Source organism: Pseudoalteromonas sp. TAE56 (assembly GCF_000497955.1).
GTDB lineage: Bacteria > Pseudomonadota > Gammaproteobacteria > Enterobacterales > Alteromonadaceae > Pseudoalteromonas.
Genome location: NZ_AUTN01000147.1, coordinates 1 through 15,210, shown reverse-complemented (window position 1 = coordinate 15,210; position 15,210 = coordinate 1). Strand labels below are relative to the sequence as shown.

The following is a 15,210-nucleotide window of genomic DNA, read 5'->3' as shown; positions in this document are numbered from 1 at the left end:
TGTTTTTAGCTAAATGCTTTAAGCTAAGTACGACTTAATAAGCGCCTGCGCTGTAAATAAGCTCGTAGCTGTGGCTGTAAATTTCAAGGATGTTACCAAACGGGTCTTCCATGTAGATCATGCGGTACGGCTTTTCACCTGGGTAGTAATAACGAGGGGCTTGCATACGTTTTTTACCGCCAGCTTCTACAATACGCTCAGCTAAGCCTTCTACATCGGGGTCTTGAACACAAAAATGAAAGATGCCTGTTTTCCAGTATTCAAAATTGTCTTTTGGGTTTTCTTGGTTTTTAAATTCGAAAATTTCGACACCAATACGATCACCTGTAGATAGATGCGCAATTTTAAATTTTTCCCACTTTTCGCCAAATACTTCTGTGCACATTTCGCCAATTGGGCTTTTGTCTTCGGTAATTAAAGTGGGTTCCATTATGGTGTACCAACCCATAACCTTAGTATAAAACTCGACTGCTTTTTCAACGTCGGGAACCGAAATACCAATGTGCGAAAAATTACGTGGATATGTATGACTCATAATGCTTCCTCTTTAACGTGTGACTTATCTTGTGACTAGTTGATGGAGTTAGTTTACGAATTGACCAATATTAAGTAAAATTATCATTAATCATCATTTTGAGTACGTTTTGTAATGATAAACCCTACATGGTTAAACACGTTTTGCACTTTGGTTGAGGTAAATCATTTTACCCTAACAGCTGAGCGCCTTTATATGACTCAATCTGGTGTAAGTCAGCACATTAAAAAGCTAGAGCAACAAGTTAACTGCGCTTTACTTGAGCGCCATGGTAAGCAGTTTTCGCTTACCCCTCAGGGCCAAAACTTATATCAGCAGGGCAGCCTACTTCTTAAAGATTGGCAGTTTTTAGAACAACAATTAAAAGATGATTCGCCGTACAGCGGAGCGATAAAGATTCAATCTCCGGGCAGTTGTGGTCTAAAGTTTTATAATCAATTATTAGCACTGCAATCTGAGCATAAAGAACTGATTATTGATTACCGCTTTGCGCCCAATGTAAGTGTTGAACAAGCTGTAGCAAATCACAGTGCCGACATCGGGTTTTTAACTCAAGCTCCAACATTTAGCGAACTAACCAGCCATAAAATAAGCCAAGAACCACTACTACTTGTAACGCCTGCAGGTATAAACATGCCTAATTGGCAAACCCTGTGTGAACTAGGGTTTATTGCTCACCCCGATGCAAGCCATCATGCGCAGCTACTACTAAGCGAAAACTACAGTGAGTTTGAGCATATTGACCAAATAAGACGTACGGGATTTTCTAACCAAATTAGTTTAATACTAGAACCTGTAAGCTTAGGGCTAGGTTTTACGGTATTACCTGCTCATGCTGTTGGCGCATTCAATAAACCACAGCTTATAAACACACATCATTTAGAATATCCGGTTAGTGAATCTATTTATGTGTGCCATCACCGAAATAGGCCGTTGGCAAAACGTATGAATACAGTGATTGAGCTAATAAAGGCGGGAGTAAATAGTTAAAACGTAAACCCCCTTTACACTCATGGCACTTAATACCTGAGCAAAAGAGGGAATAGAAAATTAGTTAACGCTTTCTAATTTTGCTTTTAAATCGAGTAAGTCGGTTGCAATAGTATTTGGCTGTATTTCCCAAGGATCGAAGATTGAGTCTTTAGATCGTTGAATCCAAGCTGCACGCATACCATGCGATATGGCACCGGTTACATCAAACGGGTTACTTGATACAAGCCATGTGTTTGCGCCCGTTGAGTTTGTTTCGCGTAAAAAGTAACTATAAACCCCAGGGTTTGGTTTAAAAGTTTTAACGTCATCGGCACTTACTACTCCTTCAAAAAGCTCACTAATGCCGGCGGTTTCTAATAAAGTATGAACCGCGTCGGCAGCGCCGTTTGAAAATGCAAACAAACGGTAGTCTTTTGCTTTTAATTGCTCAAGGCCTGCTTTTACATCGTCAAACGCTGGTAGTTTTTTATAAAGCTCTAGCAGTTGCCCTTTTTGATCTTCACTTAGCTCGGTTTTGTGCGCTAAGCAGGCGTAATCAAGTGCATGCTTTGTACATAGCGAAAAAGGAATATAATTTTGCATTAAGCCGCGTCTAAACGAATACTCTAATTGCTTTTCGCGCCATGTATTTGAAAATGCCTGGGCGTTGTCGCCAATCATGTCGTCGAGTAGTGAAAGCACACCATGAGTGTTAATTAGCGTGCCGTACACGTCAAATGCTAGTGTAGTTGCCATATTTGCCTCTTAATTTTAAATATAAATTTATAGCTTAATTTCGCTAATTTGGATTTGTGGCTGCGTGTTTGTAAAGTTAACTAAGTCGGCCAAAATTTTATCGGTATGTGGTGCAAATGAATTTTGAAATGATTCTACCGATTCAAACACAAGATGACCCATCGCTATATATGCAGGCGCTTCGTTTGGCACACCGCCAGCAAGCCCAGCATCTGCAGAGCCACTAATTAATGCATCCCCTAATAGCTCTGCTATTAAAGGAATATGCACATTACAATAGTAATCAAAATCAAATTGGGCATCATCTGCATTTGGATAAAGAACTGAAACTTTAATCATAATAAAATCCTAACTTTTAGAGAGTGCAAACAGAACACTTAAATTTACCAATTTTTGCATTGGTGTAAGTCATAAGTAGCTTTAGTCAAGCATCATAAATCGGTGTAGCTGAACTCACTATAAACAAAACTGAACGATTGCTCAATTAATTATTGAACACTCGCTCAAATTCATTTATATTTACCGCTGAAATCTTATTCTATTATTAATTAAGGCTATTTATGAGCACGCAAAAATTACATCCTGGCGATACATTTCCTCAAGTAAAAGTGACGCTTATTGATGACAGTGAAATTAATTTAGGAAAGTCGGAAAATGGATTACCGTGGCAAGCTATTTTTGTTTATCGTGGTAAACACTGCCCTATTTGTACATCTTTTTTGAATGAGCTAGAAGAAGTTAAATCGGCACTGGCCGATGCAGGCATAGGTGTAATTGCAGTATCGGGCGACTCTAAAGCGCAACTAGAAGAACACATGGCAAGCTTAAATATTTCGTATCCTATTGCATATGGCTTAACCGAAGAGTCGATGCAGGATCTTGGTTTATATATTTCTAAGCCGCGTTTTGCAAAAGAAACCGATCATAACTTTAGCGAACCGGGCCTATTTGTAGTAAACGAGCACGGTAAATTGCATGTCATTGATATTGCAAATAACCCTGTTAGTCGCCCAAATTTAAAAACGTTGGTAGGTGGTCTTACATGGATCCGCGATCCTAAAAATGATTACCCAATTCGTGGTACTTTAAACTATTAAATTTTAATTTAAACACCCTAAGTTCAAGTCTAAGTTTAAGTTTAAGCCTAGAACACCTGGACTTGGGGCATTTATACAACCCTTGGCTCTATTATAATAAGTTAAAAAACTCGCGTTCAGCTTTGAGCAAAACCAACCTCACAACTAACAATCCTCCTATATATACAAACCTTTAAGTAAATTTATAAGCATCAAGCGTTAAAACACCCATTTCGATATCACTAAATATTTTTTCAACTTCATTTGTACCTGCTCCCATAGCCGCAAAAAGTGGTAAAAAATGCTCTTGGGTAGGATGATTAAATAATACGTGAGGCGCTTGGTTTAAATAATCTAGCAACGCGAATGTATTGTGCGCTAAAAGCGTTTGTTCAACCCATTGAGTAAACTCACTAACCATTTGAACGCGGTTAGGCGTAGGTGGTTTTTTAAATATTTCGGGTAGATTATGGCTAATGCCACCTGAGCCAATAATTAATATGTTTTGATCGCGAAGCGGTGCAAGTAACTGCCCGTATTCATACATGGTTTTTGCGCCTAAACGGGTATTAATAGACATCTGAACAATAGGTATATTAGCCGCTGGATACATTAACCGTAGTGGTATCCACACGCCATGATCCCACCCTTGCTTTACATCAAGCACAGCTTTAATACCTTTAGTGCTAAAAAGCTGTGCAATGGTATTGGCAAGTGCGGGCTCACCTGGTGCAGGGTACTGAATTTGATACATGTACGCAGGAAAATTATAAAAATCATGAATAGTCTGCGGTGCATTACCGGCAGTGATCACTATGTCGTGCGTTATCCCATTATTAGCAATATCAAAGTGCGCCGAAAAAATAACAATAGCGCTTGGTGTTTTAAGAGTTTGACCAAGCGATGTTAAAAAATCAGAGGTAACCGATTGCTGTACAGCCATCATTGGCGAGCCGTGAGATATAAATAAAGCGGGCTGAGTCATGCTATTACCTAATTAGTTGATTTTGATATATCAATTTTATTACTTTTTAATTTGGTGATAAATGTGCTATTTATTTATAAATTACAAACAAGATATTGTTAAAAATGGATAAGCTAACCACTATGAAGGCCTTTTTAGCCGTTGTGCAAGAAGGATCGTTTTCAAAAGCTGCCGACAAACTCGATATTTCGCCGCAATTAGTCAGCAAGTATATTTCTGCATTGGAAGACAATTTACACACGCGTTTATTGCACCGTACAACTCGAAAGGTAAGTGTTACTGAGGCCGGAAACCAATATTATCAGCGCTGCCAACAGGTCGTTATTGATATTGAAGATATGGAAAACTCACTCAATAACTTAAGCGAAAATGTATCGGGTGTGCTTAGTATTAGTGCGCCAATGTCGTTTGGGGTTAAGCATTTGGCAGGTTTATTAGTTGATTTTCAAAACCAGCATCCAAATTTAAAAATAGATTTACGATTGACCGATCAATTTGTAGATATAGTTGAACAAGGTATTGATATAGCACTGCGTATTGGTACGTTAAAAAGCTCAACATTAATAGCGAAGAAAGTAGCACCTATTCGCTTAGCAATATTTGCATCACCTGCCTATTTAAAGCAAAACGGCACGCCAACCACATTAGAAGCGCTGCAAGAGCATAACTATTTACGTTATGCACACGCCGAGCCCACAAAAGGACTCAAAGGCTATGACGAGTTAAAAAATGAATTAAAACTTGAAAGTAACTTAGTAGCTAATAATGGTGACTTGTTACTAAACACAGCCATTGCAGGAGGCGGTATTACCATGCAGCCTACGTTTATAGCAGGGGAGGCACTGGCTCAAGGTAGGGTGGTACGCATTTTAAAAGACTATGAACCCGAGCCAATGGGGCTTTACATGGTGTATGCAAACAGGCAATTTTTACCCAGTAAAGTACGTGCTTTTGTTGACTTTACCAGTGGCTATTATGGCGATGTTCCTTATTGGGATTTAGGAGAGTGATATGTCGATAACTAATCAATTAACGTTATTTGTAGATGTAGTGCAACAAGGCTCATTTGCCAAAGCCGCAGCACTGCATGATATGGATAATTCGTCGCTGTCTAAACAAATTAAAAAGCTCGAAACCAGTTTAGGTGTGCAATTGCTGAATCGCTCAACGCGCTCGTTTTCGCTTACCTCAGCAGGAGAGGAAATTTTAGCGCAAGCGCATATTCTTATTGATACACTTTCTGATATCCATAGCATAGCCGACTCATATCAGGCAAAGCCGAAAGGGATTTTGCGTATTACCTCAGGTATGTTTTTTGGTCAGCAGTATATTCAGCCCGCTATTAATATATTTATGCAAAAGTATCCTGAGGTAAAAATAACCCTGATGCTTGACGATAAGCGTAACGATATTATTAGCGACCATTACGATTTAGCCTTTAGAATAGGCAAACTAAACGACTCTAATTTAATGGCTAAAAAAATTGCTAATATGCACTTTGCGCTTGTTGCATCACATGATTTTATAAAAAAACATGGAATGCCTACCACACCAGACGATTTATTAGCTTTACCCGCTATTATCTATGGCAATGGCGATGTAAGTCTCGACCAGGTAAAAATAAGTACTGAGCCTCATGGTGATGAGCAAAAAATATATAAAATGAAAGGAAATTACAAAGTGAGTGACGTACGCGCTATGGTCGATGCAGTAAAAGCAGGGCTTGGGTATGTAATGCTCGATTTATTTAATTTAGAAGAACCTATTGATAAAATGGGCCTTGTGCCGCTTTTAACTAATTATAAACTATCAACTATGGGCACTGGTATTTACGCGCTTTATCCTCATCGTAAACAAACCCCATTGGTAAGTGAGTTTATTAAAACCGTGCAAGAGTATATTGGTACACCGCCATTTTGGGTTGAACATATGCCTAATTACAAAGAGTTATACAAATAACAGATATAAAAAAGCCCCGTTAGGGGCTTTGCTTTGTGTACTCAAAATGTACTTATAGAGTGGTTATTTAAAAACCCTCTAAAACAACCTTACCTTTAGCCGTTTGCGTTTCAAGATGCTGATGCGCTTTACGTAAATTAACAGCGTTAATAGTGCCTAAATGCTCACCAAACGTTGTTTTTATAAGGCCTTCGTCAATCATCGTCGCTACGTTATTTAAAATAACGTGTTGCTCTTGCATATCGTCTGTTTTAAATAATGAACGAGTAAACATAAGTTCCCAATGTACCGACACACATTTGGTTTTGAATGGCACAATATCAAGCGTTTCAGGGTCGTCAATCAGTGCAAACTTACCTTGTGGCTTAATAACTTTAACTATTTCAGGCAAGTGTTGAGCAGTGTTATTTAAGCTAACAACATAATCTACTTCACCTAAGTTTTTAGCTGCAAACTCTTCGCTTAATAAATTACGGTGATTAATAATAGTATCGGCGCCTAAATCCTCTAACCACGATGTGGTTTCGGCGCGAGACGCTGTAGCAATAATTTTAAGCTTAGTGCGCTGCTTTAACAATTGCACCATAATTGAGCCTACACCGCCGGCAGCCCCGATCACTAAAATACTTTTAGAATCATCTTTTTCCGCTACGTTTAATCTATCAAACAACAACTCCCATGCGGTAAGGCTAGTAAGAGGAAGCGCTGCGGCTTCAAAGTTAGATAACGTCGTTGGCATTTTACCTACAATACGCTCATCAACTAATTGAAACTGTGCATTACTGCCTGAACGCGTTACATCGCCGGCATACCAAACTTTGTCGCCAGGTTTAAATAAAGACACATTTTCGCCAACAGATTTAACAATGCCTGTAGCATCAAAACCAAGTACTTTGTATTCGCCTTCTGGCGCAGGCATTGATTCACGAATTTTAAAATCAGCCGGATTAACAGATACTGCTTTTACTTCCACTAAAATATCGTGGCCGTGTGCTGTTGGCATTTCAAGTTCGATGTCTTGAAGTGATAGCTCGTTTGAAATAGGTAAGTTTTGTTGATATCCAATTGCTTTCATGTATTTTGCCTCTAGTCGTTTAATACGCTGTGTTGATGACGCTATTTTGGCTTTATCAGCGCAGTTAAAAAAGAGGTAAAAAACCCAATCATTATGGAAGTAATATTCCACAATAGAAATTTTATAACAGCCCTCGTAATACACTTCGAAGCGCTTTAAACACTTTTTGATTACTATGCCGCTGATGCTGTAATACATCAACATTAGCCAACCAACCCATTTCTTCAAACTCAAGAGGAAGTTTAACCAGCTCACCACTTTGTACTGCATCTAGAGCTACATGGTTTGGTAATAAGCACCACCCGTTACCTTGTATTGCTAGCTCGAGTAATACAAAGTAATTATCGGCATACCAAATCTCTGGGCTAATTTTTAGCTGAAAGCTGCTTGTTTGTGTATTGCGCGAACGAAGAAGAAGTTGTCGATGTAGCCGAAGGCCATCCATATTTTCACATCTGATCCCCGCTAAAGGGTGCGATTTAGCAACATATAAATCAAATTTTACCGATCCAATACATTCATAGTCTAAGTAACTCGGTATATTTAATTCACTAAAAATAATACCCGTTATAGGCTTTTCGCTATTTAGCATGTCAATTATGTCATGGCTCGATGCACTTAAAAACTCAAGCGATACATAAGGATACTTAGTTTGCAGCTTGCTAATAATACTTGCGATAGTTTTAAATGGGATCCCTTCGTCAAGTGCGATAGTGATTTCGGTTGGTGTTTTTTCGTTTAGTGCTAATGCAGAGCTTGTTAATCGCTGGTGTTGATTAAGCACAGCCTTAGCCTGAGGTAGTAACTGTTTACCGGCATCCGTTAATTGTGGATAACGCCCTGTACGCTCAAATAATGTTGTATTACAGTCTATTTCTAAATTAATAATATGCTGACTTACTACCGACTGCGCTTTACTTAAACTACGCGCTGCGGCCGAAAACGATCCAGCCTCAACGGTAGCTACAAATGCCTGAAGTTGTTCAATACTAAACATATCGCTTTTACCGATACTAGCTAACTAACATGTATCTTAATAATGAATGAAAATAACCATCTCGTCATTCACTAAAGAACTTATTTATATATGAACACATTAGAACGTATTTTTCAGGCCCTAATATTTGAGATGATTGCATTATTTATTATTGTTCCTGCATCTGTTTATTTTGGTGGGTTTGCAACAGGAAAAATGGCAATAGTAGGTATTGGTTTATCAATTTTTGCCATGTTGTGGAACTACATTTACAACATAGTGTTTGATAAAATAGCAGGGCATAACCGAAAAGATCGCAGCTTACTAACCCGTGTTACCCATGCATGTGGCTTTGAGCTGGGTATGGTTGTAATAACGCTGCCAATGCTCGCTTGGTATTTAAATATTACATGGCTGGCTGCCGCAGCATTAGAAGCAGGCTTTTTAGTATTTATACTCATTTACACGTATATCTTTAATGTACTGTACGATAAGCATCAGCCATACAAAAAGTGGGTTAATAAATCGCAATGTGCTTGATATTTTAAAGTTTATAAAAGCAAAGTTGTAGAGTATTGCAATCATTTTAGCAAAAGCACAATGGTATAAAAATAATGGTAAATGTGCTTTTTAATTAAATCAGTTAGCAATGCTCAATTGACTAAGTAGTGCTAACTTACTATTTACAGCCTAACTGTAATGGGGGTTTACAGTAACTTTTTGCTTTATATATGTAGCTCTTTTAATTAGTTCCATACGCTCTCGCCAGCAGGATAAAGCGCTGCCTAATACCAAACCGCATAATATCTAATAGGCACGCAATGATGCTTTTAGTCAACCACAATTAAACAATCCTCTTTTAACATATTCACTGCGGTGTTCGTTTTGTTTATAAGGTTACGAGCTGTTATATAAAACATTTTACCGCTTGAGGTAGTGTAATCGGTAGGTTCTTCTATCTATTAGATCTGCGCCTTGTGTCTACTATTTATCGGGAGATACAAGACATAGAGCTTGCTCACGCTAGATGCGCAGCTTCTCATTTATTCGAATGCAGGAGTTAATGAATGTGTGGTTTAAGAATTTTGTAAAAGCGTTGCTTAAAAAATTAACAATACATTAGCTATAACTAGGTGTGCCAAGTAAATGGCACACCTATTTTTTATGCAGGTATGGGCGCGTTTTCTGCAATAAGCTGTTTAGATTTCAACTCACTCCAAAATTCGCTTGGTATGGTAACTTTCATTGAGGCTACATTAGCTTTAATTTGCTCTGCCGTGCGTGCGCCAGGAATAATTGAGGATACCGTTGAAGGCGCCTCTGCAAACTGCAGTGCAGCTGTTTTAATATCAATCCCGTGTTTAGATGCAACTTCGCTGATTGCGTTAAATTTTTGCTGCATAGGTCCAGGAATTTTAGGTGAATAATTAAAGCGATTACGCCCAGCTAAAAAACCACCATTAAGCGGAGCACCAATAACCGCAGAAACACCTCGTTTATCAAGCATAGGAAAGGTTTTATCAAGTGCTTGCTTATGATCTAAAATTGAATATTGCAGCGCTAGTAAGCAAATATCGGGGTCTGACATATCAAGCGCTTTATAAATAGCATGAGGTGTATTTACTCCAAAACCCCAGCCTTTAATTATTCCTTCATCACGCATTTTAGTTAACTCAGGAATAGCTCCTTTGGCCGCTTGATCAAAGTACTTAAGCCAGTCGTCTCCCATATCACTATTTTGTGGCGACAAATCGTGAATATAAACAATATCAAGTGAGGCGACACCAATACGCTGTAGCGTATCTTCTATAGAGCGACGTGTACCCGATGCTGAATAATCATATTTATAATGAAAAGGTGAGTGATCAGCCCAGTGCCAGCTATTTTCTAAAGGCTCTGCGGAAGGAGTAAGCAAGCGGCCAACTTTTGAGGATAAAACATAATCTTCACGTTTTTTGTTTCGAAGTAAATCACCGAAGCGCCTTTCGCTTAAACTCAAACCGTAAAAAGGTGATGTATCAAAATGACGAATACCAGAATCCCATGCGGCGTTTAGCATTGTTAAAATTTCTGTATCGCTTGATATAGTGTTAAAGCCATTACCAGCGGCTAGGCCACCTAAGCCCATTCTTGCTTCTGGGCGATAATGCTTAGCGTTAGTAAGATCGTTTGTGGGTAGAGCAGCGCTTTTATCTATTGATCCTTTAGTTTGCATAACACTGCCGTTAGACATTTTTACCTTTAGTTGTTCAGCCAAAGCTGAAGCACTAAAAATAGAGCCTAAACTTAAAGCAGCGCCTGCTTTAATAAAATTTCTGCGAGATACCATGTAACTATTCTCCTTGAGTAAGGTTAAATATCTACGCTATAACCTAGTATAAATACCAACCAAATTCAAGCGAGCGAAAAGCAATAAACATCAACATTATCAATAAGATGGTTAAATTAACGAGCGCTGAACACGTACTTTAATTAACATTTAGGAATGATTATTTTCTTTACTCGTACAGTACTTTAAAGTGCACAAAATAGTGCACTTTAATAGCTTGATAAAAAAGCAAACTTCCAAATTGGTGCACGCCTTAATACTCATTTATACAACATAAAAATGGTTACATTTATTCATGTGTACAAATTAGTAAACAAAACCTAATAAATAAAAAATATGAATACTAAAGCTTAGTTAATCTCACTAGCAAAGCGGTTGCGGTAACGCTTAGTTAATTTAACCGAACGTAGTTGGTCGCTGATTAAAGTAAATATTGGTGAAGCATTTGTTTTTACAGGTTTGCCTTGGCCTACACGGCGTATTTGCCTTTTTACCAGTGCCATAGTGGCAAGCCCTGCTAAGGTTTTATCTTGCCAAGTAACACTGGGTAATACGGCTAGTTGCAGTGGCTCGTTTTGCCATTTGTTTACTAAATTTGGTTGGTATGCAAGCGCAGTGGCAATACCCACGAGGGCCACTCCACTTTCAATCACGTTGTTGGCTATAGATAAGCGACTAATGCCACCAGTGGTCATTATTGGGATTGATGAGCGGTGGCTAATCGCTTTTGCAAACTCTAAAAAGTATGCTTCGCGGGCAAGTGTGCGTTGGTCACCTGTTTTACCTTGCATGGCAGGTGCTTCGTAACTACCACCCGATAACTCCACAAAATCAACATTGAGTTCATTCAATAAATCCACTACAACTTGCGCGTCATTGGGTTCAAACCCACCTCGCTGAAAATCAGCAGAGTTTAACTTTACCGAAACCGAAAAGGTAGGGGAACAAGTTGCTTTAATACTGCGAGTTATTTCGAGAAGTAAGCGGGCTCTATTTTGTAGGTTGCCACCCCATTTATCGTGGCGCTTATTGGTAAGTGGCGATAAAAACTGAGCAAGTAAATAGCCATGCGCTGCATGTATTTGTACGCCATTAAAACCGGCTTTTTCGGCTTGTAGTGCAGTTTGTGTAAAGCGGGTAATAACATCGTCAATGTCGGTTTGCGTCATTGCCCTTGGTACGCCAAATAAGTGCGAGTGCTTACCCATATTAAGTGCAACACTTGACGCTGATAGAACTTTTCCGCCCATTTTTTTAAATACTTGCCTACCAGGGTGATTAATTTGCATCACTACTTTGCAATTATTTTGCTTTGATAAACGAGCAAGCTCTGCAAAGGCTGTAATATCGGTGCTTTGCTCAAGCACAAGGCCACCAGGGCCTGTCATCGCTAAATGATCAACCATTACATTGCCAGTAATAATTAGCCCTGTACCGCCTTTAGCCCATGCGCTATAAACGTTTTTAAGTGCTTGGGAGGGCGTTTGGTCCTCTTGTGCTAGGTTTTCTTCCATAGCGGCTTTGGCAATACGATTTTTTAATACTAAACCACTTGGCAAGGTAAAGGAGGTAAACACAGGGTTGCGCATAATTATTGGCTAATTAAATTGACATTAAAACAACTATAACCTTAAAGTTAGCTTGAAGGTCAACCTACTAAGTTTATGTAAAGTGGAGTTATTATTAGTTATGAAAATAGGCGAACTTGCAAAACTTACCAACATACCTGCCAGCACTATTCGTTTTTACGAAAGCAAAGGGTTATTAGCACCAACCACTCGCAGTGCTAATGGTTATAGGCTGTACACCCAACAAAACTTAGAAAAACTGCAATTAATTAAATTTTCACAAAGCTTGGGGTTTTCACTCAACGAAATACCTTTATTACGTAACGAAAACGGCGAGCTAAACCACACAGTAATAATCGAACGTTTAGAAAAAAAACAAAAAGAAGCTGACATTTTGATTGAGCAAATGCAGAAAAAATCACAGCGTATTGGCAGTTTAACTGCGCTACTAAACTCTTATTGGGATAAAGGCGAATGCCTGCCAGAAAGTAAATTAAATGAATTACTAAAAATGATGGATTACGAATAAACTAATACAGCTTATTTAGTAAGCTGTATTTTATTTATGTTACTTAAGCTTTTTAATACCAATTAACACACAAACAGCACCGCCAATAAAACCCGCCCATGCTTCTATTGGTGTATCACCACTAAATGCACGGCTTAACTGCGAAGCTGCCGCATCATATACGTCATATCCCCACATAATTAAAGCGATACCTATAACGATTAAAACAATACCTATAATCTTATTATTCATAAACACCTCTGATTTCTAACGTACATTATTTAGCATACTTAAATGAAAACACTTAACAAATTTAATCAAGCTCTAGCTGCGCGCGTTCAACACTTTCATTAGGTAACTCTTTTTGTACCGATACACCAAGCTCTTTAAATTCAGATGCTTGTTTAATTAAATTACCTTTACCACGGTATAACTGCGAGAATGCTTTATCGTAGCTTTCTTTGGCTTTATCAAGCTGCTTACCAACACCTTCCATACTCAATAAAAAGCCATTGAGCTTGTTATAAAAGCGCTCAGCCCGATTTGCAAGCTCTTTTGAATATTTGGTTTGCTCTTCAAAACGCCAAAGCTGTTTCACAATATTTAAACTAGTAAGCAGGGTAGTGGGTGTAGCTACCAGTATATTTTTTTCGATTGCTTGTTGGTAAATATCACTTTGGTATTTAAGTGCTTCTACAAAAGCTGATTCTATTGGTACAAACATAACCACAACTTCTGGCGAGTTAATACCTGGTAAACGGTCGTACGATTTACTCGCAAGCTCATTAATACGCGCTGTAACAGCGTTCACATGCTCTTTAATTGCTTGATTAGCATCTAGCTCATTTTCGGCGTTAACGTAACGGGTATAAGCATTTAGCGATGTTTTAGCATCAATAACTAAGTGGCGACCTTGTGGTAAGTAAACAACTACATCAGGGCGCAAACGACCATCTTCAGTGTTAAACGACACTTCACGCTTATAATCAACACCGGCACGTAAGCCAGCGCTATCTAACACGTTTTCGAGCATAAGTTCGCCCCAATTACCTTGGGTCTTCTTTTGCCCTTGTAGCGCGTTGCTGAGCTTGTCGGCTTGATCTGTTATAGCTTGGCTTTTAGCCTGTAAATGCAGTAATTCGGTTTTGAGCGCAGTACGTTGTTTTATATCTTCAACGTGTATTGACTCCATTTTTTCTCTAAAGCCTTTTAGCTCGCCCTGAACTGGTTTTAATAATTGTTCAATGCTTTCTTGATTTAAGGTTTTAAAGCTTTGTGATTTTTCTTCTAGTATTTTATTGGCTAGGTTTTCAAATTCTTTTTTGAGCATATTTTTACTTTGCTCAATTTGCGCGAGTTGCTCGGTAAAGTTTTGTTGTTTTTGCTCAAGGGTGGTGCGCATATTATTATATTCAACATCGCGTTGATTATATTGCTCGCGAAGCGCTGCAAGCTCGCCTTCGGCTTTACGCCAAAAATGATTGTATTGAACGCTTTGTTTTTCTTGTTCGCTAAAACGCGTTTTAAAATGCTGGGCTTCGTCGCGCTGTTCTTGGTGAGTATGCTCTAGCAGTTCGTGATCTTCTTGCAAGGCGCTATATTGCAGCTCTTTATTATCAAATTGATTTTGTAATAGGGAAAGCTGTTGCTGCTGTTCGCTTATTTGTAGATGTAACTTTTTGCGAAGCTGTGTTGATACAACGCCGTAAAATAGGGCGCCTAACGCAACACCAGCACCGGCGCTTAGCCAATCAATATTAGTGAGTACTTGAGTGAGCATAAAATAAACTTATAAAATTTAGAGACATGCCATCATAACCAATAACAGGCAATAGAAGTAGGGGAGCAAAGAAATTACAGACATAAAAAAACCAGCTCAAAATAAGCTGGTCAAATATTACTAAATTAAGTAATCAAAGGGAAAATCAACATGTGCCTGAGCAAGCTGCAACTTAAATACATAATCACCAAAATAACTAATATTACTGGGTGAGGCTATATAACAACAGGCATTAGAGTAGACCGGAAAACAAAATAATTAATTCAAAATAATTTACAAAAGATTATTTATTTTTATTCAGATTGATTTAAACAAATCAAATTATGGGCATAAAAAAAGCCAGTTCAAAATGAACTGGCTTAATCATTACTAAAATTAGTAATCAAATAAGGGGAAATCAACATAAAACCTGTATTAACTGCAATTAATCAACAAGCATTATAGTAGACGCCGCTCTTTGAATTAAGTTCATAAAAAAATAAAATTTTTAAATTAAGTGCTGCACGCTAAATTTTGGGCATAAAAAAAGCCAACTCAAAATGGGCTGGCTCAATCATTACTAAAATTAGTAACTAAATGGGGGGAATCAACATGAAAACTTGTATTAACTGCAATTAATCAACAAGCATAATAGTAGACGCCACTTTTTGGATTAAGTTCATAAAAAGATCAAAACTTTTTAAATAAGTGC

General features: G+C 38.3%; 16 protein-coding genes. 6 read left to right on the top strand and 10 right to left on the bottom strand.

The window, feature by feature from the left end; all coding sequences use genetic code 11:
- Positions 1-34: 34 nt before the first annotated feature.
- The gene (locus tag L656_RS0118900; RefSeq protein WP_024600356.1) at positions 35-535 is read right to left on the bottom strand and encodes a lactoylglutathione lyase family protein; all 501 of its coding nucleotides are present in this window, start codon (positions 533-535) and stop codon (positions 35-37) included.
- Positions 536-649: 114 nt separating this feature from the next.
- Between L656_RS0118900 and L656_RS0118895 the strand changes: the two genes are divergently transcribed.
- Positions 650-1,525 carry a LysR family transcriptional regulator gene (locus L656_RS0118895; RefSeq protein ID WP_024600355.1) on the top strand — a complete coding sequence of 292 codons (876 nt, stop codon included), beginning with the start codon at positions 650-652 and terminating at the stop codon, positions 1,523-1,525.
- A gap of 60 nt (positions 1,526-1,585) precedes the next feature.
- Here L656_RS0118895 and L656_RS0118890 read toward each other — a convergent pair whose 3' ends face one another.
- Complete coding sequence (locus L656_RS0118890) at positions 1,586-2,263, bottom strand: haloacid dehalogenase type II (RefSeq protein ID WP_024600354.1); 678 nt, start codon at positions 2,261-2,263, stop codon at positions 1,586-1,588.
- Between the two features lie 27 nt (positions 2,264-2,290).
- Positions 2,291-2,602: an EthD family reductase gene (locus tag L656_RS0118885; RefSeq protein ID WP_024600353.1), complete on the bottom strand. Its 312-nt coding sequence runs from the start codon at positions 2,600-2,602 to the stop codon at positions 2,291-2,293.
- Between the two features lie 221 nt (positions 2,603-2,823).
- Here L656_RS0118885 and L656_RS0118880 point away from each other — a divergent pair, with 221 nt between their 5' ends.
- Positions 2,824-3,360, top strand: a complete 537-nt coding sequence (locus L656_RS0118880; RefSeq protein WP_024600352.1) for a redoxin domain-containing protein — start codon at positions 2,824-2,826, stop codon at positions 3,358-3,360.
- A gap of 172 nt (positions 3,361-3,532) precedes the next feature.
- Here the strand turns inward: L656_RS0118880 and L656_RS0118875 are convergent, their stop codons facing one another.
- On the bottom strand, positions 3,533-4,324 hold the full coding sequence (locus tag L656_RS0118875) for a DODA-type extradiol aromatic ring-opening family dioxygenase (protein ID WP_024600351.1): 792 nt from the start codon (positions 4,322-4,324) through the stop codon (positions 3,533-3,535).
- Positions 4,325-4,428: 104 nt separating this feature from the next.
- Here L656_RS0118875 and L656_RS0118870 point away from each other — a divergent pair, with 104 nt between their 5' ends.
- On the top strand, positions 4,429-5,334 hold the full coding sequence (locus L656_RS0118870; RefSeq protein WP_024600350.1) for a LysR family transcriptional regulator: 906 nt from the start codon (positions 4,429-4,431) through the stop codon (positions 5,332-5,334).
- 1 nt (position 5,335) lies between these two features.
- Complete coding sequence (locus L656_RS0118865) at positions 5,336-6,283, top strand: LysR family transcriptional regulator (RefSeq protein ID WP_024600349.1); 948 nt, start codon at positions 5,336-5,338, stop codon at positions 6,281-6,283.
- 67 nt (positions 6,284-6,350) lie between these two features.
- Here L656_RS0118865 and L656_RS0118860 read toward each other — a convergent pair whose 3' ends face one another.
- Entirely contained in the window at positions 6,351-7,358 is a 1,008-nt protein-coding gene (locus tag L656_RS0118860; RefSeq protein WP_024600348.1) for a zinc-binding alcohol dehydrogenase family protein, read from the bottom strand.
- Positions 7,359-7,479: 121 nt separating this feature from the next.
- A complete protein-coding gene (locus L656_RS0118855; RefSeq protein ID WP_024600347.1) occupies positions 7,480-8,355 on the bottom strand; it encodes a LysR family transcriptional regulator in 876 nt (291 codons plus the stop codon).
- Positions 8,356-8,445: 90 nt separating this feature from the next.
- On the opposite strand from L656_RS0118855, the gene L656_RS0118850 reads away from it, so the two are divergent.
- Positions 8,446-8,874, top strand: a complete 429-nt coding sequence (locus L656_RS0118850; RefSeq protein ID WP_024600346.1) for a PACE efflux transporter — start codon at positions 8,446-8,448, stop codon at positions 8,872-8,874.
- A gap of 622 nt (positions 8,875-9,496) precedes the next feature.
- On the opposite strand, the gene L656_RS0118845 is transcribed toward L656_RS0118850, so the two are convergent.
- Together L656_RS0118845 and L656_RS0118840 are read right to left on the bottom strand one after the other, a co-directional pair.
- Complete coding sequence (locus L656_RS0118845; RefSeq protein ID WP_024600345.1) at positions 9,497-10,663, bottom strand: aldo/keto reductase; 1,167 nt, start codon at positions 10,661-10,663, stop codon at positions 9,497-9,499.
- Positions 10,664-11,013: 350 nt separating this feature from the next.
- A complete protein-coding gene (locus L656_RS0118840) occupies positions 11,014-12,252 on the bottom strand; it encodes an NADH:flavin oxidoreductase/NADH oxidase family protein (RefSeq protein ID WP_024600344.1) in 1,239 nt (412 codons plus the stop codon).
- 100 nt (positions 12,253-12,352) lie between these two features.
- Between L656_RS0118840 and L656_RS0118835 the strand changes: the two genes are divergently transcribed.
- Positions 12,353-12,760: a MerR family transcriptional regulator gene (locus tag L656_RS0118835; protein ID WP_024600343.1), complete on the top strand. Its 408-nt coding sequence runs from the start codon at positions 12,353-12,355 to the stop codon at positions 12,758-12,760.
- 39 nt (positions 12,761-12,799) lie between these two features.
- Here L656_RS0118835 and L656_RS0118830 read toward each other — a convergent pair whose 3' ends face one another.
- Both L656_RS0118830 and rmuC read right to left on the bottom strand, forming a co-directional pair.
- Positions 12,800-12,991, bottom strand: coding sequence for a DUF3185 family protein (locus L656_RS0118830; protein ID WP_024600342.1), 192 nt, complete (start codon positions 12,989-12,991; stop codon positions 12,800-12,802).
- A 61-nt stretch (positions 12,992-13,052) separates the two neighbouring features.
- Positions 13,053-14,519 (bottom strand): DNA recombination protein RmuC, encoded by a 1,467-nt coding sequence (gene rmuC / locus L656_RS0118825; RefSeq protein WP_024600341.1) that lies wholly within the window; start codon positions 14,517-14,519, stop codon positions 13,053-13,055.
- Positions 14,520-15,210 lie beyond the last annotated feature (691 nt).